At 60.3% G+C, this 21029-nt stretch carries 21 protein-coding genes; 13 read left to right on the forward strand and 8 right to left on the reverse strand.

What is annotated here, in order from left to right; genetic code table 11:
* Positions 1–83: 83 nt before the first annotated feature.
* Both msrB and msrA read right to left on the reverse strand, forming a co-directional pair.
* Positions 84–503, reverse strand: a complete 420-nt coding sequence (gene msrB, locus ABIA96_RS29485) for a peptide-methionine (R)-S-oxide reductase MsrB (protein WP_354140548.1) — start codon at positions 501–503, stop codon at positions 84–86.
* A 30-nt stretch (positions 504–533) separates the two neighbouring features.
* Positions 534–1235 carry a peptide-methionine (S)-S-oxide reductase MsrA gene (gene msrA / locus ABIA96_RS29490; protein WP_354140549.1) on the reverse strand — a complete coding sequence of 234 codons (702 nt, stop codon included), beginning with the start codon at positions 1233–1235 and terminating at the stop codon, positions 534–536.
* Between the two features lie 245 nt (positions 1236–1480).
* On the opposite strand from msrA, the gene ABIA96_RS29495 reads away from it, so the two are divergent.
* On the forward strand, positions 1481–3169 hold the full coding sequence (locus ABIA96_RS29495) for a caspase family protein (protein ID WP_354140550.1): 1689 nt from the start codon (positions 1481–1483) through the stop codon (positions 3167–3169).
* A 12-nt stretch (positions 3170–3181) separates the two neighbouring features.
* On the opposite strand, the gene ABIA96_RS29500 is transcribed toward ABIA96_RS29495, so the two are convergent.
* Positions 3182–4297, reverse strand: coding sequence for an ATP-dependent DNA helicase (locus ABIA96_RS29500; protein WP_354140551.1), 1116 nt, complete (start codon positions 4295–4297; stop codon positions 3182–3184).
* Positions 4298–4635: 338 nt separating this feature from the next.
* Here ABIA96_RS29500 and ABIA96_RS29505 point away from each other — a divergent pair, with 338 nt between their 5' ends.
* The 5 genes from ABIA96_RS29505 to ABIA96_RS29525 all read left to right on the forward strand — a co-directional run bounded on the left by ABIA96_RS29505 (position 4636) and on the right by ABIA96_RS29525 (position 9538).
* Complete coding sequence (locus ABIA96_RS29505; RefSeq protein ID WP_354140589.1) at positions 4636–5781, forward strand: helix-turn-helix domain-containing protein; 1146 nt, start codon at positions 4636–4638, stop codon at positions 5779–5781.
* 88 nt (positions 5782–5869) lie between these two features.
* The gene (locus tag ABIA96_RS29510) at positions 5870–7108 is read left to right on the forward strand and encodes an acyltransferase family protein (protein ID WP_354140552.1); all 1239 of its coding nucleotides are present in this window, start codon (positions 5870–5872) and stop codon (positions 7106–7108) included.
* Positions 7109–7165: 57 nt separating this feature from the next.
* Entirely contained in the window at positions 7166–8371 is a 1206-nt protein-coding gene (locus ABIA96_RS29515) for an LLM class flavin-dependent oxidoreductase (RefSeq protein WP_354140553.1), read from the forward strand.
* A 10-nt stretch (positions 8372–8381) separates the two neighbouring features.
* On the forward strand, positions 8382–8735 hold the full coding sequence (locus ABIA96_RS29520) for a DUF2200 domain-containing protein (protein WP_354140554.1): 354 nt from the start codon (positions 8382–8384) through the stop codon (positions 8733–8735).
* 14 nt (positions 8736–8749) lie between these two features.
* Positions 8750–9538, forward strand: coding sequence for a helix-turn-helix transcriptional regulator (locus tag ABIA96_RS29525; protein ID WP_354140555.1), 789 nt, complete (start codon positions 8750–8752; stop codon positions 9536–9538).
* A gap of 113 nt (positions 9539–9651) precedes the next feature.
* On the opposite strand, the gene ABIA96_RS29530 is transcribed toward ABIA96_RS29525, so the two are convergent.
* Both ABIA96_RS29530 and ABIA96_RS29535 read right to left on the reverse strand, forming a co-directional pair.
* The gene (locus ABIA96_RS29530; protein WP_354140556.1) at positions 9652–9975 is read right to left on the reverse strand and encodes a hypothetical protein; all 324 of its coding nucleotides are present in this window, start codon (positions 9973–9975) and stop codon (positions 9652–9654) included.
* 72 nt (positions 9976–10047) lie between these two features.
* The gene (locus ABIA96_RS29535; protein ID WP_354140557.1) at positions 10048–10887 is read right to left on the reverse strand and encodes a Crp/Fnr family transcriptional regulator; all 840 of its coding nucleotides are present in this window, start codon (positions 10885–10887) and stop codon (positions 10048–10050) included.
* Positions 10888–11878: 991 nt separating this feature from the next.
* On the opposite strand from ABIA96_RS29535, the gene ABIA96_RS29540 reads away from it, so the two are divergent.
* From ABIA96_RS29540 to ABIA96_RS29550, 3 genes are all read left to right on the forward strand, one after another.
* Positions 11879–12211: a hypothetical protein gene (locus ABIA96_RS29540; RefSeq protein ID WP_354140558.1), complete on the forward strand. Its 333-nt coding sequence runs from the start codon at positions 11879–11881 to the stop codon at positions 12209–12211.
* A gap of 43 nt (positions 12212–12254) precedes the next feature.
* The gene (locus ABIA96_RS29545; RefSeq protein WP_354140559.1) at positions 12255–12428 is read left to right on the forward strand and encodes a tudor domain-containing protein; all 174 of its coding nucleotides are present in this window, start codon (positions 12255–12257) and stop codon (positions 12426–12428) included.
* A gap of 837 nt (positions 12429–13265) precedes the next feature.
* The gene (locus ABIA96_RS29550) at positions 13266–14048 is read left to right on the forward strand and encodes a hypothetical protein (protein ID WP_354140560.1); all 783 of its coding nucleotides are present in this window, start codon (positions 13266–13268) and stop codon (positions 14046–14048) included.
* A gap of 162 nt (positions 14049–14210) precedes the next feature.
* Here the strand turns inward: ABIA96_RS29550 and ABIA96_RS29555 are convergent, their stop codons facing one another.
* Positions 14211–14558: a hypothetical protein gene (locus tag ABIA96_RS29555; protein WP_354140561.1), complete on the reverse strand. Its 348-nt coding sequence runs from the start codon at positions 14556–14558 to the stop codon at positions 14211–14213.
* A 427-nt stretch (positions 14559–14985) separates the two neighbouring features.
* Between ABIA96_RS29555 and ABIA96_RS29560 the strand changes: the two genes are divergently transcribed.
* On the forward strand, positions 14986–15474 hold the full coding sequence (locus ABIA96_RS29560) for a hypothetical protein (protein WP_354140562.1): 489 nt from the start codon (positions 14986–14988) through the stop codon (positions 15472–15474).
* 133 nt (positions 15475–15607) lie between these two features.
* Here the strand turns inward: ABIA96_RS29560 and ABIA96_RS29565 are convergent, their stop codons facing one another.
* Complete coding sequence (locus ABIA96_RS29565) at positions 15608–16015, reverse strand: ester cyclase (protein WP_354140563.1); 408 nt, start codon at positions 16013–16015, stop codon at positions 15608–15610.
* A 307-nt stretch (positions 16016–16322) separates the two neighbouring features.
* Here ABIA96_RS29565 and ABIA96_RS29570 point away from each other — a divergent pair, with 307 nt between their 5' ends.
* Complete coding sequence (locus ABIA96_RS29570; protein WP_354140564.1) at positions 16323–17330, forward strand: ABC transporter substrate-binding protein; 1008 nt, start codon at positions 16323–16325, stop codon at positions 17328–17330.
* 34 nt (positions 17331–17364) lie between these two features.
* Here ABIA96_RS29570 and ABIA96_RS29575 read toward each other — a convergent pair whose 3' ends face one another.
* Positions 17365–18324: an ABC transporter substrate-binding protein gene (locus ABIA96_RS29575; protein ID WP_354140565.1), complete on the reverse strand. Its 960-nt coding sequence runs from the start codon at positions 18322–18324 to the stop codon at positions 17365–17367.
* Positions 18325–18517: 193 nt separating this feature from the next.
* Between ABIA96_RS29575 and ABIA96_RS29580 the strand changes: the two genes are divergently transcribed.
* Positions 18518–19687, forward strand: a complete 1170-nt coding sequence (locus ABIA96_RS29580; protein WP_354140566.1) for a cytochrome P450 — start codon at positions 18518–18520, stop codon at positions 19685–19687.
* A gap of 368 nt (positions 19688–20055) precedes the next feature.
* Positions 20056–21006, forward strand: a complete 951-nt coding sequence (locus tag ABIA96_RS29585; RefSeq protein WP_354140567.1) for a sulfonate ABC transporter substrate-binding protein — start codon at positions 20056–20058, stop codon at positions 21004–21006.
* The last annotated feature ends 23 nt before the right edge of the window (positions 21007–21029 follow it).

Below are 21029 nucleotides of genomic sequence, written 5' to 3' on the forward strand. Positions count from 1 at the left end.
ATTGCGCTCATCGGCTGCACCGCCAGACAAGAAAAGCACATCGCGCCGCCGGGTTCCATGGCGGAACCAGGCGGCGAGCAACCTTATTTCGGCTCGAGCTTTAGCGACGCCGAGTTGATGCAGTAACGCAGTCCCGTCGGCCCCGGTCCGTCGGGGAAGACGTGGCCGAGATGCCCGCTGCACTTGGAGCAGAGCACCTCGGTGCGGATCATGCCGTGCGTCGCATCGTGCTCCTCGTCGATATGGCTCTCGACCGCGGGCGCGGTGAAGCTCGGCCAGCCGCAGCCGGAGTCGAACTTGGCGTCGGACTCGAACAGCACGTTGCCGCAGCCGGCGCAGACATAGGTGCCGGCACGGCGGTCGTGCTCATATTCGCCGGAGAAGGGACGTTCGGTCGCCTTCTCGCGCAGCACGGCGTACTGCATCGGCGACAGTTCGCTGCGCCACTGCTCTTCGCTCTTGATGACCTTGTCGTCGGTGGTTTTCGTCTTGGTGTCGGGCATGGGTCTCCCGTTTGTTTTGCGATCTCGCGATCAGTTGGTGGCCTTGCTGGCACTCACCAGCGTCGGCTTCTCAATGTAGTTATCCGCGAACAGTTTTTTCAGGTTCTCGACCTTCGGGATGTCGTTATAGGCAATGTAGGGCTGGCTCGGGTGCAGCGTCAGATAGTCCTGATGGTAGCCCTCCGCCGGATAGAACGCTTCCAGCGCGCCGACCTTGGTCACGATCGGCTTGCTATAGACCTTGGCGCCGTTGAGCTGCGCGATATAGGCGTCCGCCACCTTCTTCTGTTCGTCGGAGGTGGTGAAGATCGCCGAGCGATATTGCGTGCCGCTGTCCGGTCCCTGGCGGTTGAGCTGGGTCGGGTCGTGCGCCACCGAGAAGTAGATCTGGAGGATCTTGCCGTAGGAGATCTTCTTCGGGTCGAACTTGATCTCGACCGATTCTGCATGGCCGGTCCGGCCGCTCGAGACGGTCTGGTAATCGGCGGTTGCCTTGGTGCCGCCGGCATAGCCGGAGACGGCGTTGACGACGCCGGCCGTGTGCTGGAAAACGCCCTGCACACCCCAGAAGCAGCCGCCGGCGATGACAGCGGTCTGGATGCCGTTCGCGGGTGCTGCGTCCATGGCGGGGGCGGGGATCACGACGGCGTCTTCCGCGGCCCGGGTCGGTGCGGCAAAGGCCAGCGTCAAGGCGGTGGTAGCGGCGAGCAGGGACAGGACGGAGCGGCGCATGGCGGATCCTCTTTCGGAAGGCCTACAGTTTAGGGCGGTTGAAGGCGGGCGAACAGCCTGCCCGGCGTTTTCAGACACCAGAGATACGGGCAGACCGGGCGATTGTTACGGCCGGAGACACACGAGTCCGTGAAAAAATGCCACATCCAGCAGCCCGGCTTGGCGGGTGGGGAACTCCGGGCTAGATGAACCGGCGCGATCGCTGATCGACTTGAAAACGTGGTGGCTGGAGCTGATCTGACAACATGCTGCGCGTCGTCCCCCTGATATCAGTCATACTCGTCTCCGGCGTTGCGATCGCCGCGGCCGAGCCGCAAGGTCCTGACGATCTCACTCTGTGCCGCGACCGCAATGCCGAGGCGCAGGCCCGTGCGACGGCCTGCGACAATCTGCTGAAGACCGACAAGCTCAGCGGCAAGGACAAGGCACTCGCGCTGGTCGTGCGCGGCAATGCCCTGATCAACAAGCGCGACTACGACCGCGCCATCGAGACTCTGTCGTCGTCGCTCGACCTCGATCCCGACAATCTCGGCGCCATCAACCTGCGCGGCCTCGCCCATGAGCGCAAAGGCGAGGACGATCTCGCCATGGCCGACTACAATCTCGCCATCCGGAAGCGCGCGACCTTCGGTTTCGCCTACAACAACCGCGGCACCATTCAGCTCCGCCGGGGCGCGATCCAGAGCGCGCTGGATGACTTCAACCTGTCGATCAAATACACGCCGAAATTCCTGCTCGGCTGGACCAACCGCGCCCGCGTGCGCACGATGACGAAGGATTACGACGGCGCGCTGGCAGACTTCGCGGAAGCCGAGAAGATCGACCCGACCGCGCAACAGATCGCGGGGAACCGCTGCATCACCTATGGCCTGATGGGCAAGTACGACCAGGCGTTCGCCGATTGCAACGGCCTGATCGAGAAACAACCGAAGAACACCTTTGCGATCAACAATCGCGCCGACGTCAGCATGATGAAGGGCGACCTCGACGCCGCACTGAAGGACTACAATGCGGCGCTTCAGCTCAACCCGAACAGTGTCCGCGCCCATTCCGGCCGTGGCCAGATCTATGAGCGTAAGCACGATCTCGCCCAGGCCCGTGCCGACTATCGCTCGGCGGCCTATTCGCTGACGAAGTTCGACGATCCCGACGTCGCGCGTGCCCGCGCCATCGCGCAGGAGCGGCTCGCCGCGTTGACGCCGCAAACGCCAGGCGGCGCGGCCAGCGGGCGCCGCGTTGCGCTTGTGATCGGCAACGGCGCCTACAAGAACGTCCGCGCTCTGCCCAATCCGCCGCGCGATTCGAAAATGATCGCGAGCGTGTTGAAGGACCTCGGTTTCCAGACCGTGATTTCCGTCAATGACCTCACCCGCGACAAGTTCTTCAAGGCCCTGCAGACGTTTGCCGCCGAGGCGGAGAAGGCCGATTGGGCAGTGGTCTATTATGCCGGCCACGGCTTCGAGATCGGCGGGGTGAATTACCTCGTTCCTGTTGACGCCAAGCTCGCCGTCGACCGGGACGCCGAGAGCCAGGCGGTCGCACTGGAGCAGGTCATCGCCGCCGTCGGTGCCGCGCGAAAAGTGCGTCTGGTGATTCTGGATGCCTGCCGCGACAATCCGTTTGCGCCGACCATGCAGCACACGCTGTCGCTGAAGCTGGTCGACAAGGGCTTTTCCAACATCGAGCCCGGTGCCGGCTTCATGGTGGTCTACGCCGCCAAGCACGGCGAGACCGCGATCGACGGCGACAATGGTGCCGACAGCCCGTTCTCGACCGCGCTCGCCCGCGAGATCAAGGTGCCGAAGGTCGAGATCCGAAAGCTGTTCGATATCGTCCGCGATGACGTATGGACCGCCACCAAGCACGAGCAGCAGCCGTTTTCGTATGGCTCGCCGCCGGGACGCGAGGATTTTTATTTCGTGGCGGGGAAGTGAGGCAGCGGAGTTCTAAACCACGATACTCAGCCGCTTCGCCGCGCGCGTAATCCCCGTGTAGAGCCACCGCGCCCGGCTCTCGCCAAACGCAAAGCTTTCGTCGAACAGCACGACGTCGTCCCATTGCGAGCCCTGCGACTTGTGCACCGTCAGCACGTAGCCGTAGTCGAACTCGTCATAGGGCTTGCGTTGCTCCCAGGCGATCTGCTCGATGCCGCCCTCGAAGCAATCGGCGCGCACCGAGACCTTCGTGACCTTGTGCCCGAAATCCTCGTCGGGCGAGAGCCGCATGCTGAGGATGCGCGACTTCGAGCGCGAGGTGTTGCGCGACTTGACGCGCCACAGGCCGCCGTTGAACAGGCCCTTCTTGCGGTTGTTGCGCAGACAGACCAGCTTGTCGCCAGCGACCGGGAAGACGTCCTCGATGTTCTGCCGCTGGCGCACTCGCATATTATAGGCACGTCGCGTGTTGTTGCGGCCGACCAGAACCTGGTCGGCGCTCATGACGCGGTCGGGATCGAGCTCTTTGCGCGACACCACTTCGCTCTCGCCGTAGCGGCCGATGTCGAGCTCGCGGCCCTCGCGGACGTCCATCGACATCCGCACGATCGGATCATCCTGGGCCTGGCGATGCACTTCGGTGAGCATCGCGTCGGGCTCGGTGTTGGTGAAGAAACCGGCGCCCTGGATCGGCGGCAGCTGCGCGGGGTCGCCCAGCACCAGCAGCGGGCAGTCGAACGACATCAGGTCGCGGCCGAGTTCGGCGTCGACCATCGAGCATTCGTCGATCACGATCAGTTTGGCCTTGGAGGCCGGCGCGTCGTCCCACAATTCGAAACTCGGCTGCTCCTCGCCGGATTCGCGGGCGCGATAGATCAGCGAGTGGATGGTCGAGGCGTCGTCGCACCCCTTGTTGCGCATCACGAGCGCGGCCTTGCCGGTGAAGGCGGCAAACTTCACCTCGCCGTCGACGCCGTCGGCGATGTGCCGCGCCAGCGTGGTCTTGCCGGTGCCGGCAAAGCCGAACAGGCGGAAAATCGGCGGCGTGCCGTTGCGGCCGGGCTTGGCCTTGAGCCAATCGCCAACGGCCTTGAGAGCGGCATCCTGATGAGGGGAAAAACTGGCCATATCTGTCTTGAGGAGGGGCGAAACGAAGCGATTCGCCATCCCCCAAAACTAACCATTCGCCCCGCCGGTTCAAGCGCAGGACAATCGCATCTGGAGGCTGTTTCCCTGCGGCCATCCTTCGAGACGCCCGCCTTTGGCGGGCCCTCAGGATGAGGACGGAGTGCGCGGCGGCAATTTCGGACACGCGAGATGCCGCTTAGCCTCACCCTGAGGAGACCGCTGAAAGCGGTCGTCTCGAAGGGCGAGGCGCGCGCTCAGGTGCCGCCAAACGCAAGTTTGGATTGTGCCAACGCAAGCGTGATGCGAAAGTTGAGCAACGGAGGCACGGTGTGAACGGGATGGGGCTCACGGCCATCGATCTCGGGCTGCGCGGCGCAATGAGCGGCGTGTTCCTGTTGATCATTCTCGTGGCGCTGCTGCGGCGTGCGACCAGCCAGCAGGCGCTGTTGGGCATGGCCATGTCTGCCGGCGGCGTGTTCTACGCCATCGCGACCGCCCCGTTCTTTCCCAAGGCGTCATGGTGGTGGGTGCTGCCGATCCTGTCTGCGCAGCCTGCGGTATTCTGGCTGTGGGCGCGCGCGGCGTTTGACGATGATTCCGTGCTCAGGCGATGGCATGGGGTCCTGTGGCTCGGCATCGTGGCCTTCGGCTTTGCGCTCACGCTGGGCTGGTTCTACTGGCCCGCTTTGGCCGGCGCCGGCGGCCGAGGCCTGGCGCTGGTCAATCTGGCGCTGGCTCTTGCGGCTGCCGTCCAGACGGTCAAGACCTGGGGCGCCGATCTGGTCGCGCGGCGCCGCCGCCTGCGGCTGGCGATGCTGGCCATCAATGTCGCGCTTATCGCTGCGGTGGCCGGCGCCGGCTTCGCGGCGATTCCCGTCATCGTTCCCGGCGCGCCGGCCAGCCTGCCGACCGCGCTGGCTTTGTTCGTGGTGGCGATGATGGCCGGCGTGGGGACTTTCGCGATGCAGCCGGCCGTGCCCGTCAACGACGCCGTGGCGGCGATCGCATCCAGCGACGGGCGCGGAGCCGATCGGGCTCCCGCGGGCCGGGTCGTCGTCGATCCCCGGGTCGTCGTCGATCCCCGGGTCGCTTGCGATCCCATCCTGCTGCGGCGTCTCGACCATCTGATGAATGTGGAGCGAACCTACCGGCAAGAAGGCCTTGCGATCGGGGCGCTCGCGGCGAAGCTTGACGTTCCCGAGCACCGGCTGCGTCTGGCCATCAACGAGGGGCTCGGCTATCGGAACTTCAACGCGTTCCTCAACCGTTATCGTATTGAGGACGCCAGGCTGGCGCTCTCCGATGTGACGCAACGGGAGGTCCCGGTGCTGACCATCGCCATGGATGCCGGCTTCCAGTCGATCGGACCTTTCAACCGCGCTTTCAAGGCCGAAACCGGCGTCACCCCGACCGAATTCCGGCGCGAGGCGCTGAGCCGGTGCGATACGACTGAAAACAGCGAACCCCGTCGAGAAATCGGCTAGCCGATTTTTGGATCGGGCGAGAGAGACTTGCCCCGATTGGGCAGACTGTGCGGCGGAAAAGTCCTGTTCAGCCAGCGAGCGCCTGTTCATGTCCACTTCGAGCGCTGTCACTCCCGCATCCGAACGGCTTCACGCGCTCGATGCGCTGAGGGGCATCGCGCTACTGCTCGGCATCGTCCTGCACGCAGCCATGTCGTTCGTGCTGGCCTCGCCGCGGTTCTGGATCATCCAGGACGTCAATCCAAGCTTCATCCTGAGCCTGCTGTCCTTCACCATCCATGTCTTCCGGATGACGACCTTCTTCCTGATGGCCGGTTTCTTCGCCCGCATGAGCTTTCATCGTCGTGGCAGCCTGGGCTTCGTCAAGGATCGGTTGCAGCGGATCGCCCTGCCGCTCGTGATTGGCTGGCCGCTTGTGTTCGTGCCCATCGCCCTGGTGATCGTCTGGGCCTCGCACTTTCCGAATGGCGGTCCGCTCCAATGGACGTCCGGCTGGCTGCCGGCACTGCCGAATTTCCGCCTGACCCATCTGTGGTTTCTCTACGTTCTGCTGGAACTCTATCTCGCCATGCTCTTGCTGCGCGGCGCGATCGTCTGGCTCGACGTGTCAGGCAAATTGCGAACGCTCATCGACCGCCTCTTTGCGAGAGTCATCCGCAACCCGCTGGCGCCTCTCATTCTGGCGGTCCCGATCGGAATCGCGTTCTGCCTCGACCCAAGATGGGTCAATGTGATGGGGGTGCGGACGCCCGATCAATCGCTCATCACCAACGCACAGGCCTGGATCTGTTTCGGCACGGCCTTTGGTGCCGGATGGCTGTTGCACCGGCAGATCGATCTTCTGCGAATCCTCGAGCGGCGCTGGCTCCCCCATCTGTTGCTGGCGGTCGTTCTGATCTGGATCGGCTTCGTGCTGTCAGGTGTGATGTTTTCCGCGCCGGGGGCGCCGAAACTGCCGTTCAGCTTCGCCACGCTCCGGCTCGCCTCCGCCATCCTGTATGCGCCCGCGATATGGATGACGACGTTCGCCGCGCTGGGGCTCGCGTTGCGCTTCATGTCCGGCTTCAGCCCGACCCGGCGCTACCTCGCCGATGCGTCTTACTGGCTCTACATCATCCATTTGCCGATCGTGATGGCGCTGCAGGTCGCGGTGTCGCAGCTCGACTGGCCTGCCCTCGTCAAGTTCGCGATCATTCTCGTCGTCGCGACTCCACCGATGCTGGCGAGCTATCATGTGCTGGTGCGCTTCACCTTCATCGGCGCGGTGCTGAACGGCCGCCGCGCCGAGAAGCGCGTTCTCCCGCAAGGCGGAATTGCGACTGCGTAGACAGCGCCGCCTTACGCATTAAGATGCCCGCAACAAAAAGCATGCGGGAGACGCGTCATGAAGTTCGGCATCTTCTATGAGCTGCAACTGCCGCGGCCCTGGGTCGCCGGCGACGAGCTCAGGCTCTACCAGAACGCGCTCTCGCAGCTGGAGCTGGCCGACAGGATCGGCTACGATCACGCCTGGGTCGTCGAGCATCACTTCCTCGAGGAATATTCGCACTCACCCTCGCCGGAATCGTTTCTCGCCGCCGCGAGCCAGCGCACCAAAAACATTCGCCTCGGCCACGGCATCCTCCAGCTCACCACCAATCATCCTGCGCGCGTCGCCGAGCGTGTCGCGGTGCTCGACCTCTTGTCCAACGGCCGCTGCGAGTTCGGCATGGGCGAGAGCGCGTCCATCACCGAGCTGACGCCGTTCGGCCGCGACATGGAGACCAAGAAGGAAGTGTTCGAGGAGGCCGTCGCCGCGATCTTCCCGATGTTCAAGGACGCGGGCTCCGAGCATCACGGCAAATACTTCGACATTCCCTTGCGCAACGTCGTGCCCAAACCCGTACAGAAGCCGCATCCCCCGCTGTGGATGGCCTGCTCGCAACTGCCGACCATCGAACGCGCGGGCCGCCACGGCTTCGGCGCGCTGGGCTTTCAATTCGTCAGTGCGGATGCCGCGCATGCCTGGGTGCATGCTTATTACAACGCGATGACCAAGCGGCTTTCCAAGCTCGCCGATTACGAGATCAATCCGAACATGGCGCTGGTGTCGTTCTTCATGTGCGCCAAGACGGATGAAGAGGCGCGCGCGCGCGCCGACGGCGCCACCTTTTTCCAGTTCGCGCTGCGCTTCTACGGCGCCTCGCAGAACCGCCAGCGGCCCGCGCCCTACACCGTCAACATGTGGGACGAGTACAACAAGTGGAAGCGCGACAACCCGGAAGCGCAGGAGGCGGCGCTGCGCGGCGGCCTGATCGGCTCGCCGGAGACGATCCGCAAGAAGCTGAAGCGCTTCCAGAGCTCTCACATTGATCAGGTCATCCTGCTCAACCAGGCCGGCAAGAACAGCCACGAGCACATCTGCGAATCGCTGGAGCTGTTCGGCCGCGAGGTGATGCCCGAGTTCCAGAACGATCCGGCGCAGGCCGCCTGGAAGCAGGGCGTGATGAGCGGTGAGATCAAGCTGGAAGAGATCGACACCGAAGCCTTTACGGATCGCTACGGCAAGCTTGCGGTGAGTGTGGCACCGGCAAAGGCCGCGGCGGGGTAGGGGAGCGCTTGTGGGAAAACACCGGATCTATACGACGAGCTTCGCAAGCGTGTATCCGCTTTACGTTGCGAAGGCAGAGAAGAAGGGGCGTTCGAAGGCCGAGGTCGATCAGATCATCTCATGGTTGACCGGATATGGTCAGAAGGAGCTGCAAGTCCAACTTGAAAGAAAGACGGACTTTGAAACCTTCTTCGCGAACGCCCCCGAGATTAATCCTTCGCGCGCCCTGATCAAAGGCGTGGTTTGTGGGGTTCGGGTGGAGGAGATCGAAGAACCAACGATGCGGGAGATCCGCTATCTGGACAAGCTGATCGACGAACTGGCCCGGGGAAAGAAAATGGACCAGATCCTGCGAAGAAAGTAATCAGGGAGAAGACGATGCGGCCCCACACGGCGCCCCCAACTCCAGCGGCGGGCGACGTCACGCCCGCGGTGCTCGCCATCGGCCGTCCGGACTTTCCCAGGATCCTCATCGACACGCTGCGCCGGCAGGCCGGCGTCGGCCATTGCATGGTGTTTGCGCTGACGCGCGCCGGCGCGGCGAGCTGTCTGCTCGATATCGGCAACATCCCGACCGGCAGCGACCTCGGCGCGGCCTATGCCGGCCAGTTCCACGAGTCCGATCCCAACCGCGATGCGCTGTTCGAAGGCGAGGGCAGCGCGCCGATCGTGCTGCCGGCCTTCGCGCCGCGCATGTACGGTGCGCGCTATCGGAAAATCTTCTTCAACGATTCCGATATCGTCGACAAATGCGCCACCGCGATCTGGACCGACGGCACCTGCTTCTATGTCAATTTCTATCGCATCACGTCCCAGGGCCGCTTCGACGATGCCGAGCGTGCGCGGCTGCAGGCGATCGCGCCGGCGATTGGCGCCAGTGTCGCACGTCATTTCCAGCAGGCCGCGACTGCAACGCCCGACCAGAATCTCGCCGCGCTGTTTAAGACCCGCGCACCGCTCGCTGCGCTGACGCCGCGCGAGCAGGAAGTCTGCCGCCGCATCCTGCTCGGCTTCAGCTCCGAGGCGATCTCGCAAGCGCTCGGCATCAGCCTGCATTCGACTCTGACCTACCGCAAGCGCGCCTATGAGCGGCTCGGCATTTCCGCGCAGAATGAGCTGTTCGGAATCGTGCTGGGCCTGCTCGCAGGGCCTGGCCAATTGAACTAGGGGTACTCAAAGTGCGCAGATCTGCTTCCGGGAGCACCGCGGACTGGCGGCCGGCTCTCCGGGATCGTCGCCATTTGACCCTTAGCTGATTCAGCCGAAGGTTTGAACTTGTCTCAACTTGGTGAGCCTCTATCGTCGATATTCGATAGCAGGAGGGCAAGTCTCGCGCCTTCAGCGTACGTCAATGCAGAATCGATGCTACGGGCGTAATTCCTGACTTCGTCGATCATGTCGCGCATGCGAGCTTCATCTTCACAGCCGATAGTCGCGCGAAATTTGTTCATTAGAGGAGCATTTGCTGCAACCTGCTTGGCAAGCGGCTCAAGTTCACTGTTGCTGCGCATCGGTTCGCGAGCAATCGCCGGTGGCGGGTCGCGCAAGACGTCAGGCTTCGAACCGGGAATTCTTAGAACTCCCCTCGGCTTCTCGTCGCTCATTGTGTATCTCGGTCCAAGAGCCGCACTGCGTGGGGACAGTCGTTCCACCAATGGTGCAGCAGTCAAGGCCGTTCAAGCTATGCCATGCCCGGCTGACGTCTGTCGCGCCGCTTTCTCTTGTGCGAGAGTTGCTTCCAGCCGCGAGATGTTTTCCTGGAGGCGCTGGTTGTTTTCCAGGAGGCGCTGGCTGGTCAGGACGAGGAAATAATAGCCGAATTGCTGATCATTCTGAAAATAGATTTCAAGCAGCCTTTCATAAGTTATGGTCAGGACCTGGCCGTCTTCTATGCACTCGACCGTTCCGGTTCGTCGGTTATTGGGCGTAAGGAAACCAAGTTCTCCCATGAGACGCCCTGGCGCAAGCTCGACGCCGATCTCATTGACGAGAAACTTCCCGGTGACGGTGAGGAACATTTCCGTAGCGGCATCACCCTTCCTGAATAGCCTGTCGCCCCGGCGATATCTACGTTCGATCATGAATGGTTTGAGCCATTCCATCGACCTGTCACCCTGCGTCGCGTTACGTGCCTTCTTGACGAGGTTGAGCAGTTGACGGAGGCGAACGGCATTGACTGGCAACAGCAGCAGATAAAGCAGAAAGGTGGCGACGCTTCCGGAAAGCGCGCCGGAAATTACGAAGAATGTACAGCCGACCATATTCGCGACCCGCAGCGGCACCATTCTCTGCATCAGCAAGGTAGCGACAAAGAAGATGGCGCCAATCAAGGCGAACATGTTGGCGAGCGTGATATTAGCCAGCACAATTTCAAACAGCCAATTAAGCAGTGCGTCGTAGGTGATGTTGTTGGGATCAAGCCCCATTCGAACGAGAATCTTTGCGATCCTGAGATTATCCGTGGCCGTATCAAGGATGCGGTTCAGAATTGTCGAGCGATCTACACTGGAATTCATCGGATCACCCCTATGCAAACAGGCGATTGTGTCGGAACTCGCGGATACCCGACAATCGAAGTCGGACAAGCACAAACGGTATTGATCCACGTTCAATTTTACCCGGCGCGGCTGTTTTCGGCAATCGCAGGCGCGGGGCCAGTAGCGTATCAACGCTCAGACCGGGCATGGCTGCCGCTGGCTTCGACCCCCGATGCATGAGCCCGCTCTTGGCCCATCTGCGAAGTGGCGGCATGTCTCATTCGGGTCTGCTGAGCGAAGAGAAGCGGACTACATTTGCTCAGGTTGAGTTCTTCGCATTTTGACCCATTGCAGAACTGGCGGCTCGCTTCGGCAATGCAGGAAATCTCCTGAGAATTTGCACAAAGACATGCAGATTTTCGGGCTACAGTAGTGGCCATGAAGCGATTTCTAATATTTCCGGGTCTCTTACCTCCATTGGCGCTGCTTGCTTTCTTGGTCCCCGGCCTGGTTGCGAGACCGGAGCTTCCGACGTTCCGGGCACTGTATGGAATGCTTGGGATCGCCTACTTCGTTGCGATAGTACCCGCGTGCCTTTTGTCTGCAATGGACTGGTATTTGTCGCAAAAGCCAACCTTTGTAAGCATCACGGTCACAGCGACAACAGGGTTTCTTCTTTCATTGGTGACAGCTTATGTCTTTGGCTTGAGAGCGGATGTTAGAAGCGATCCGGTACTCATCGGAATGGTTGGAGCAGTTCCAACCGCAGTTTGTTGCTGGCTATCGAAGACGAGCCAAGCGCAGCAAGATGCATGAAGGCTGTGTAACTAGCGGGACTGACGCAGGTCGCGCGATGTCTCCTTCTGGCCCTTAGCTGACTTCGTGGCGCGTGCTCGCCATGTCTGCAAGTGACCCAAAGCCGACTTGGGGACAGCTAAATCGGAATGCTATTAGTTGATGGATTATCAACCTCTACGAGAAAGAATGGCGAGCGCGGACTGTCATCAGCGGTCGAATTCGGAGGCAAGCTGTGAGTAAGGTCAAAACTCCCCAGGAAAAGAAGCAACTGAGCTACGCAAACGACAGGCGCAACACATATGGTGAAAACCAGAAGAGCAGTCGAAAGAACATTCCGCGCAGCAAACAGCTTTCGCACCAGGGGGAGCGGCGCACCGTGCGGCAAGCTCTTATCGCTGCGCAGGGGGACGTTGCAGACGCAGTAGCAGACGAAGCGCAGTCGCAAGCATGGCGCAAAGGGCGAATGAAGAGGCTGAAGTCTTTTCGCAAATCACCGGATACCCCACTAGGCGAGGTCGTCCAGCGACGGTTGCGCAGGCGTACAAGCGAGACGGGTGATGAATAGCTTTCCTGAGTTCAAAGGCTTGCAGGTTTAGCGGAGAATTTCCATGACAGAGCTAGAGCAGGAGGCTGAGAAATTAACGGAACTCTTGAAAGGGAAAACGGTCCGAATTGTTTGGCGTCATCGCGCTGATGAGATTGCAATCGAGTTTGACGATGGCGATAGAACCCGTTTGTTTGTCAATCGCGATCCTACTGGACTAGACATTTCTGTTACGTGAGGAGCTTGGCCTTATCCGCTTTTGGCCCCTTGCTGCCTCGCTGGTTTTGCGCCCGGCGTCGGCTTGCGGGGTATGAATAGACCAAGGAGAGATATGGCCGCGACGCCCGGATGTGACCCGAAGCGGACCAAAGCCCTCATTTTGAGGCGACGTGGTCAGAGGCGGTTAGTCATTGTCTAGTACCAATTGGAGTCTAGTACCAATTGGAAAGCGGTTATTGCTTGGTCAAGCAATCCGATGGCACATTGGAGAAATGAAATCCGAGACTGCAACGCTCCCCAAGAGACAAGGCTATCCGCTTCGTCCATCAACGTTAGAGGATGCACTCAAGCGCGCCGGTGTTTCCATTGACGTCCATCTCATCCGACGACCAGGTGCACTATTTGACGCTCATTTTTGGCCGCCCACTCCCGCTGTGCCCCATGAACGCCTCTGCATTCGCGCCGGTTCGGTACCGGTAGAACAAGTGGGCGCTGTGCGTCGCGAGATTGAGGCGAAGACGCTTCCTGTGCTGGTGAAATGGATTGCAAGCATTCTAGCGCAGGACCCAAAATCACCTATTCGGCGTGAACAGCAGGTGCTCGACCTCCGGGTGCGCTAATCTAATGGCCGCAATTGGCCCATCGCGTCAGTTGGTGCAGTGCTGCGACATGTCCGGTGCCGGGGGTAGACCGGAAGTCCTGAACTCAGGTGCAGACCGACGCGATTGACCCATTGCCGAAGTCGTGATGGCTTAATCCAAAATTGAGCACGCCATCCGCTCTTAGTTGACGAAGACTGCCACTACAACCTAATCCCGGCTTGGAGACCAGTGACACCTTAGGTCTGAGTGGTTCGATGCCCCCGCGAGCGAAGGAAGCACTTTCGGTCTTCTTGAAGGTATTTTGGGTCTCCCTGTTCGTCGTAGCGGTGATCTTGGCGCTCGGCTGGTTTGTTTTTGATGGCAGCACGACCCGGCCCCGCGTCATTCGTTCACGGCTCACAATAGTAGTCGAAACTCCTGAAGGTGAGCGATCAGGTTCTAGCGTCACGCAGGAGACGATAAGCTTCCCCGGCGGTCTGACCAGGGCTCAAGGGTGGGGGCTCACAGAACAATTGGTGGGCGAGGCTGTCGTCGTTGACCTTGGGCAACACGGCATTTTGTTTTCGACCTTTGAAAGACAATCAATCCTCTCTCGCGGGGGAGGAGACGCTTACAACGCCGGCTTGACACCGTTCCCACAGGACAAGTTTCGTGGCGAGAACGCTGCAAAAGCGTCAATTAATGAGAAATATGCTGCTTATCTCGATGACCTCAATCGGTCCAAACCCAAGTCCGAGTTACAGCTCAAAGATGTTCCCGCATTGGTTCGATTTGGTAATCTGAACGATCCGACGAGTGTCGCGCCGGTTAACCCGCTCGACCTTGCCACGAGCTTCGGGCCCGGTGTGACGTTCAAAGGCGCTACTGTTGAGATCACCGACGATCCGATCACCCATGGTATCCAGTCTCGATTGACTTGGCTGAGGTCGAGCAAAGTTGCTGAGTACCTTTTTCCCAATCCGACCCATCAACCGCCGCCAGATGCACGAGTGGTCAGACATCTCAGTTATGACGATTTCAGGAGATTGCCCCGATGACCGACAGCGGCCAGGCGCGTGATGGAGCGGCTAGAGACTTCCGCCTCTGGCCCATAGCGTCGGCTGAGGCAGTGTCGTGTTATGTCCGTTCCTTGGGGCAGACCGGAAGCCGCTTGCATGGGGTCGGAACGACCTGATTGACCCTCAGCGGACGCTCTTGGGTCATGGCTTGCGCCTCAGACTGCGGACGTAAGCCGAAACCGCGTCTATTCCAAAGGGGATGGCAACTGCCGTCACACCAACAAAAAGAAAGAGGGCAGATATGACCAAAGCAGCTCGGCCAATGCCAAATACCCCATAGAGTGCGCTTGAAATCAGCGTTGCTAGTAGTGTCAAAAAGACAATGATGTAGGGATGGACGGGGCGCGCGGGGCGGAGGAAAAGAACTGCGAACAAGAAAAGCGTGAGCGCAGGGAAGTAAAGCGTTTGAGCGTCCTCATATCCCCCGAACAGCAGGGCGCACCCTATAGCCGCGACCCCGATCAAGCCGAGTGCTTTAGCGACCCACATTTTCCATCCGGCGTTCGACTTCGAATGCTCGACCTTAGCGCGAATTGATTGCCGAGTTCACCTCGGCATCAAGTCATCTTCGCCGTAAGTTGTTTACCATTGGGCATCCATTGGGGTCCTTGACGGAAGTTCTGCTTGTGGCCCATCGGCGAAGTGGAGGCACACCCCATTGAGGTCCGCTTAATGAGGCGGAGCGGATTGGATTTGCTCAAGTTGAGTTCTTCGCATCTTGACCCGAAGCGGACAGGCCAGAGCCAAATCAAAGCCGAATGGTCGTCGCAACCGCCGGCGACAAAATGGCACATTTGAGTTGGCGGGTTGTGAGGTCCCGTTAATGCACGCTTAGCTTAGTTCGAGTTAGGTCGGGAGTGTGCACGCTGGGCCAGTCGCTCAAAACCAGGCAGGCAAAGTTCTGTAAGAGTTAAAGATGAAGATTAAGCTTGCTCTCGCAGCGTTCCTAGTCCTCGGCATCGCTGTTCTCGGCTATGCTTACGCCCGTGGCTATCCGCCGTTCACCTCTCAATTTGTACAGACCTGCGAAACGGCAATCCAGGAGCGGTTGGCGGTTCCCTCCACCTATCAACGGATTGGGTTGGACGACTCCAGAAGAACGATCACATGGGACGAATTTTTCGCCGACCCGGAGCGCGCTGTATCCGCGTCAACCAGACGATCCATGATGCAAGCTGCGCATCACCCGCCGGTTCAGTACGTGGCGCTCATTGACTACCAAGCTCAGGACTCGATCGGCGCCATCATTCGAGAAAGGGCATCATGTACTTTCAGCTCGCTCGATGGAACCGATGCGCCTACCCGTACGTTCTGGGTGAAGATCGATGGCGAACGTAATCTGGATTGGGCCGCCAGGCAGCCCAATGCCGCAACGCTACATCGGCGCTTGTTGAAAAATCTGTGATGCGCCGGTGGGTCGGCTATTGGCCCATCGCGTCAGTGCCGCAATGCTGCGACATGTCCGGAGCCGGGGGTGGACCGGAAGTCCCGAACTCTGGTGCAGACCGACGCGATTGACCCGAAGCGGACCACGAACATTAACGGGGATCGTTGCTCTGCCCTAATTGTCTCTCGATCGCTAGCTTATCGATGATCGACCACACCGCTTTTATTCTCCGCTCGTCGAACTCATAGAAGACGTTCTCGGCGAAGGAAACCCTTCGCCCATCAACGTCAAGGCCGAGGAAATTTCCTCTTGGCGTGCAGTTAAATCCGAGCCTGCTCGCAATGCGCGGTGGATCGCACACTAGGAGTTGAATATCGAAATGAAGGTCCGGAATTTCGCGAAAATCTCTCTCCAGCATTTCGCGATAACCAGATAGCCCAATCCGTTCGCCATTGTGGTGCACATCGACATGAACGAATTGCACCAGTTCAGCCCAATCCTGTCTGTTCAGGCAGTCGATGTATTCGCGATAGGTGGTGGAAAGTGTGGTGTCGACCATACTGCCTCCGGCGGTTTAATTCTGCCAGTCGTCGGCGCAGAACGTTCGCCGCCGAGCATGGCTCGTTCGCTCCCGATACATCTTGTACATCGACCGACCAACTTGGGGCCACTGGTGCGATCTGGAAATCAAAGAGAACGTCCGAAAGTGGGTCCATCAGGGAAGTGGCGACACGTCCCAATGAGGTCCGCTCCGTCAGGCATTGCGGACTCGATTTGCTCAGGTTGAGTTCTTCGCATGTTGACCCAAAGCCGACGTTCGGGAAGGTTGGACTTGTATCGAGAATTCTGTACCTTCATGTCGGGGCATGAAAACGGCATTCGCAATGGATCGTCGTAGGTTCATCACGCTTGTGGGCGGTGCCGCAGCGAGTTTTCCGTTAGCGGGGCGGGCGCAATCATCTGACACGACGCGCGTGGTTGGTGTGTTCATGCCGGGTCCGGAAGCCGATCCGGAGGGACAGTCATATGCTGCCCTGTTGCGGCAAGGCTTCCAAAAGCATGGACGGACATTAGATCGCGACCTTCACATCCACTTTCGATGGGGTGTCGCGAGCCCCGAGCGGACCCAGGCTGCGATTTCCGAATTGCTTGGTCTCAAGCCTGACGCCCTGCTTGCCGGGACCACCGGAACGTTGGCTGCGCTGCAGCGGGCGACCCAGACTGTCCCGATCGTCTTCTTCATGATCTATGAGCCGGTGGCGCAGGGCTTTGTTCAGTCTCTCGCCCATCCGGGTCGCAACATGACTGGCTTCACCGGTGCGGAGGCCACTGTCGGCGCGAAATGGCTTGAGCTGCTAAAGCAATTGGTTCCGCCACTTGCAAGCGTGGCGTTCATGTCCAATCCGGATAATCCGGGTCCCATGCAATCCTACCATTCGTTCGAAGGGGCCGCAGCGAAACTCGCGATAGAATCGGCGGATGCGCCCGTTCGCAGCGCCTCTGAAATCGAATCGGCAATGGATCGCCTCCGCGGAAAGCCGAGTGGCGGATTGGTCGTGCCTCCCGACGGATTTTTACTGCAACATAGCCGCTTGATTATCGAACTTGCAGCGCGCTATGGCCTCCCGGCCATCTATGGGATGCGTTCTTTCGCTGCAGATGGCGGACTCGCTTGCTACGGTGTCAGTGTCGGGGAGCAATTCCGGCGCGCCGCTGACTACATGGATAGAATTTTGCGCGGCGAGAAGGCAAGTGATCTTCCGGTTCAACAGCCGACCGAGTACGAGTTCATCATCAACAGCAAGACCGCGCGAAGGCTGGGGCTTGGCATTCCTCCCACGCTACTCGCAACCGCAGACGAAGTGATCGAATGAGCTGGCCTTCCGCTTCTGGCCAGCTCGCCGTTTGCTATTCAATGACCTGATCAGCCATCAGCAAAACCTGTTCAGGGATTTTGATACCCATAGCCCGTGCCGTTCGAAGGTTAATGACGAACTCAAAGGTAGTGGGCTGTTCGACCGGCAACTCTTTCGGATCAGCACCCTTCATTATGCGAGTCGCGTAGTCGGCCGCCATTGTGAAGAACGACCGTATGTTGGGGCCATAGCTCATTAGCCCGCCATACGTCGTGACGTAACTGCTAACCTGAAAAATCGTCGGCAAATGGTCTTTCAGCGCAATTGCCGGCAAAACGGGTCGGGGCGGATCAGCAAGAACGTAAACAGCTTCACAATTAGCCGCCTTCATCTGTGCGAACGTGTTCTCGAGGTCTTCCGGGTTCTTGGCGACAAAACCGCTCGCCAAAATACCGATTGTTGCGGCCGCGCGCGCTGCCAGGTCAAGCAAAGGCGGATGACTCGGGTTGTTGGAAATCAGTACGCCGATCTTCTTCACATTCGGAAACACAGACCGAATGATGTCCAGCGTCTTGGTAGTTGTGTCGCCAAACATGTTGGCAACGCCAGTTATATTTCCGCCGGGGTGAGTGAAGTTCTTTACGAACCCAGCCCCGATAGGATCACTAGCGGGTGCCATGATGATCGGAATCTTTGTGGTCGCCATCTGGGCGGCTGCAACGGCCGGCGTTGCTTCTGCGATGATCAGGTCGGGCTTCAAGGCGATTAGTTCATCAACCAAGCCCGGTAACCTGCCATAGTGGCCGTTTGCTTCGCGAAAGTCGATAACGAGATTGTTGCCCTCTTCGTATCCCGCGCTCTTGAGCGAGGTGCGAATGATGTTGAGGATACTGGCGCCAGGGCTGGAGGTAACCAAAGCAATGCGCCACACCTTTGTGGAAGCCGCCCGCGCGAAGCTGATTGCGGCCAAAGACCCGACGATCAAAGTTCGGCGTTTGAGGGGACGAGCCATTGCACCTCCTGCACCTGCTGCTCAACGTACTACAGCCAAAGGGATGGCGGGATGAGACATTTGTCTCAGGTCGTCGCAACCCGCCGACTAGAGCCGGGGCGAACCATGGTCTGTCCCTATCGCTAGGGACAGACGCCGGCGCCGGAGTTCGCTAGTCTGGACTGGAGCAAACGGGAATCCAGGGGAGGCCGTCTTGAGCACCGCGCCGCGCATCGACATCGACCCCGCCGCGTTCTGGGCCGACCCCTATCCGATGCTCGCGAAAATGCGGAAAGAAGCGCCGATCGCCTTCGTGCCGCAGCTCGGTTCGACGTTGCTAACAGCCCGCGACGACATCTCGATCTCCGAGAAGCAGATCGACGTGTTCTCCTCGCATCAGCCCGCCGGCCTGATGAACCGGCTGATGGGCCACAACATGATGCGCAAGGACGGCGAGGCGCATCAGGTCGAGCGCCGCGCGATGTTTCCGACCGTGTCGCCGAAGACGGTGAAGGCGCATTGGACCGCGCTGTTCCAGGCCCATGCCGATCGCATCATTGATGCGATCGCGCCGGGGACACGGATCGATTTCATGCGCGACTTCGCGCTGCCGTTCTCCGGCGAATGCCTGAAGTCGATCACCGGCCTCACCAATATCGGCTTTGGGGACATGGATGCGTGGTCGCAGGGCATGATCGAGGGCATCGCCAATTACGGCGGCGATCCCGCCGTCGAGGCGCGCTGTCACGCCGCGACATCAGGCATTGATGCTGCGATCGACGACATCCTGCCGGTGATGCGCAAGACCCCTGATCGGAGTATCCTCGGCGTGCTGCTCGCCTCCGGCATGCCGATGGAAAGCGTGCGCGCGAACGTCAAACTCGCGATCTCCGGCGGCCAGAACGAGCCGCGCAAGGCGATCGCCGGCACTGTGTGGGCGCTGCTGACGCATCCCGATCAGCTCGAACTCGTGCGCAAGGGCGAGGTCTCGTGGCTGCAGGCGTTCGAGGAATACGCCCGCTGGATCTCACCGATCGGCATGTCGCCGCGGCGGATCGCAAAACCGTGGTCGATCCGCGACGTCACGCTCGAGACGGACGAGCGCGTGTTCCTGATGTTCGGTTCCGCCAACCGCGACGAGAAGCATTTTGAGCGCGCCGACCAGTTCGACGTGCGGCGTGACACCTCGAAGAGCGTCGCCTTCGGTGCCGGTCCGCATTTCTGCGCCGGCGCCTGGGCCTCGCGCGCGATGATCGCCGACGTCGCCTTGCCGACGGTGTTTGCGCGTGCCGAGCATATCGAGATCACCGATGACGAGCCGGTGCGGATCGGCGGTTGGGCGTTCAGGGGCTTGCAGAACTTGCCGGTGAGATGGATGCAATAGCCCGGCACGGGCCTGTCCTTCCCGAGCGCCGATCATGCCATCTTGCGCCTGTTTTGCCCGACGTGTCAAATTTATTTCGGATAATACGCAAGAGATTGCTTTTGTGCGCCCCGGCTACTGTGCATGGGGTTGTTTTCGCGTTTCTTGTGCCGGCCGCGAGTCCGAGACTGAACGGGCGCCGCTTTCACGTCCGCGTGCAGAAAAATTCCGTCTTCATTCGGCCCGCCGCTTGAAAGATTAATCATGCACTCCGCCACGCGCGTAGTGTTCGCATCGCTATTTTTCCGCGCGTCTCGACACCTCCAAGAACCCGCACCATCATTCTCGCAACGTGAATGATGACGGCCGCCTGCGGCCCGGAGTGTGGAATGCAACGTCGGGACTTTCTCAAACTCTCCGTTGGAACTGCGGCAGCCGCCGCGTTCGCCTCGCGCGCGAATGCGCAAGGCGCGGTGAAGGAAATTCGTATCGGTTACCAGAAGACCGGCGTGCTGGTCATCGCGCGCCAGCAGGCGACCTTGGAACAACATTTCGCTCCGCAAGGCATCGAGGTGAAATGGGTCGAGTTCTCCTCCGGCCCGCCGCTGATGGAGGCGATGAATGTCGGCAGCGTCGATTACGGTGCGGTCGGCGATTCTCCGCCGGTGTTCGCCCAGGCCGCGGGCGCGGCGATCGTCTATGCCGCCGGCCAGCCCATCACCAACGGCCAGGGCATCCTGGTGCCCAAGGATTCGCCTATCCACGGGATCGCTGACTTGAAGGGCAAGCGCATCGGCTTCACCAAGGGCTCCAGCGCCCACAATGTCGTGGTCCAGACGCTGGAGAAGGCCGGTCTCACCTATGCCGACATTACCCCGGTCTATCTGACGCCGCCGGACGCCGGTCCCGCCTTCGCCAATGGCAGCATCGAGGCGTGGGCAATCTGGGATCCGTATTTCGCGATCGGCGAGACCAAGCAGAACGGCCGCATCCTGATCAATGCGCGCGAGGTCACCAAGACCAACTCCTTCTACATCGCCAACCGCGAATTCGCGAAGAACCACGGCGCGATCCTGCAACAGATCGTCGACGTGACGACCGCGACCGGCAAATGGGCCGAACAGCACCGCGACGAGGTAGCCAGGTCGCTGGCCGCGATCACCGGCGTCCCGCTGGACATCCAGGCCGTCGCGGCCGATCGCGCGAATTTCGTGATCGGCCCCGTCACCGACGACATCGTCGCGACCCAGCAGGGCGTTGCCGACCGCTTCACCAAGCTCGGCCTGATCCCGAAGCCGATCGTCATTCGCGACATCGTCTGGCGCAGCACTGCGACCTGATCATGCCGACCAATCTCTCCATC

The sequence above is a fragment of the Bradyrhizobium sp. LB11.1 genome (assembly GCF_040549385.1).
GTDB lineage: Bacteria > Pseudomonadota > Alphaproteobacteria > Rhizobiales > Xanthobacteraceae > Bradyrhizobium.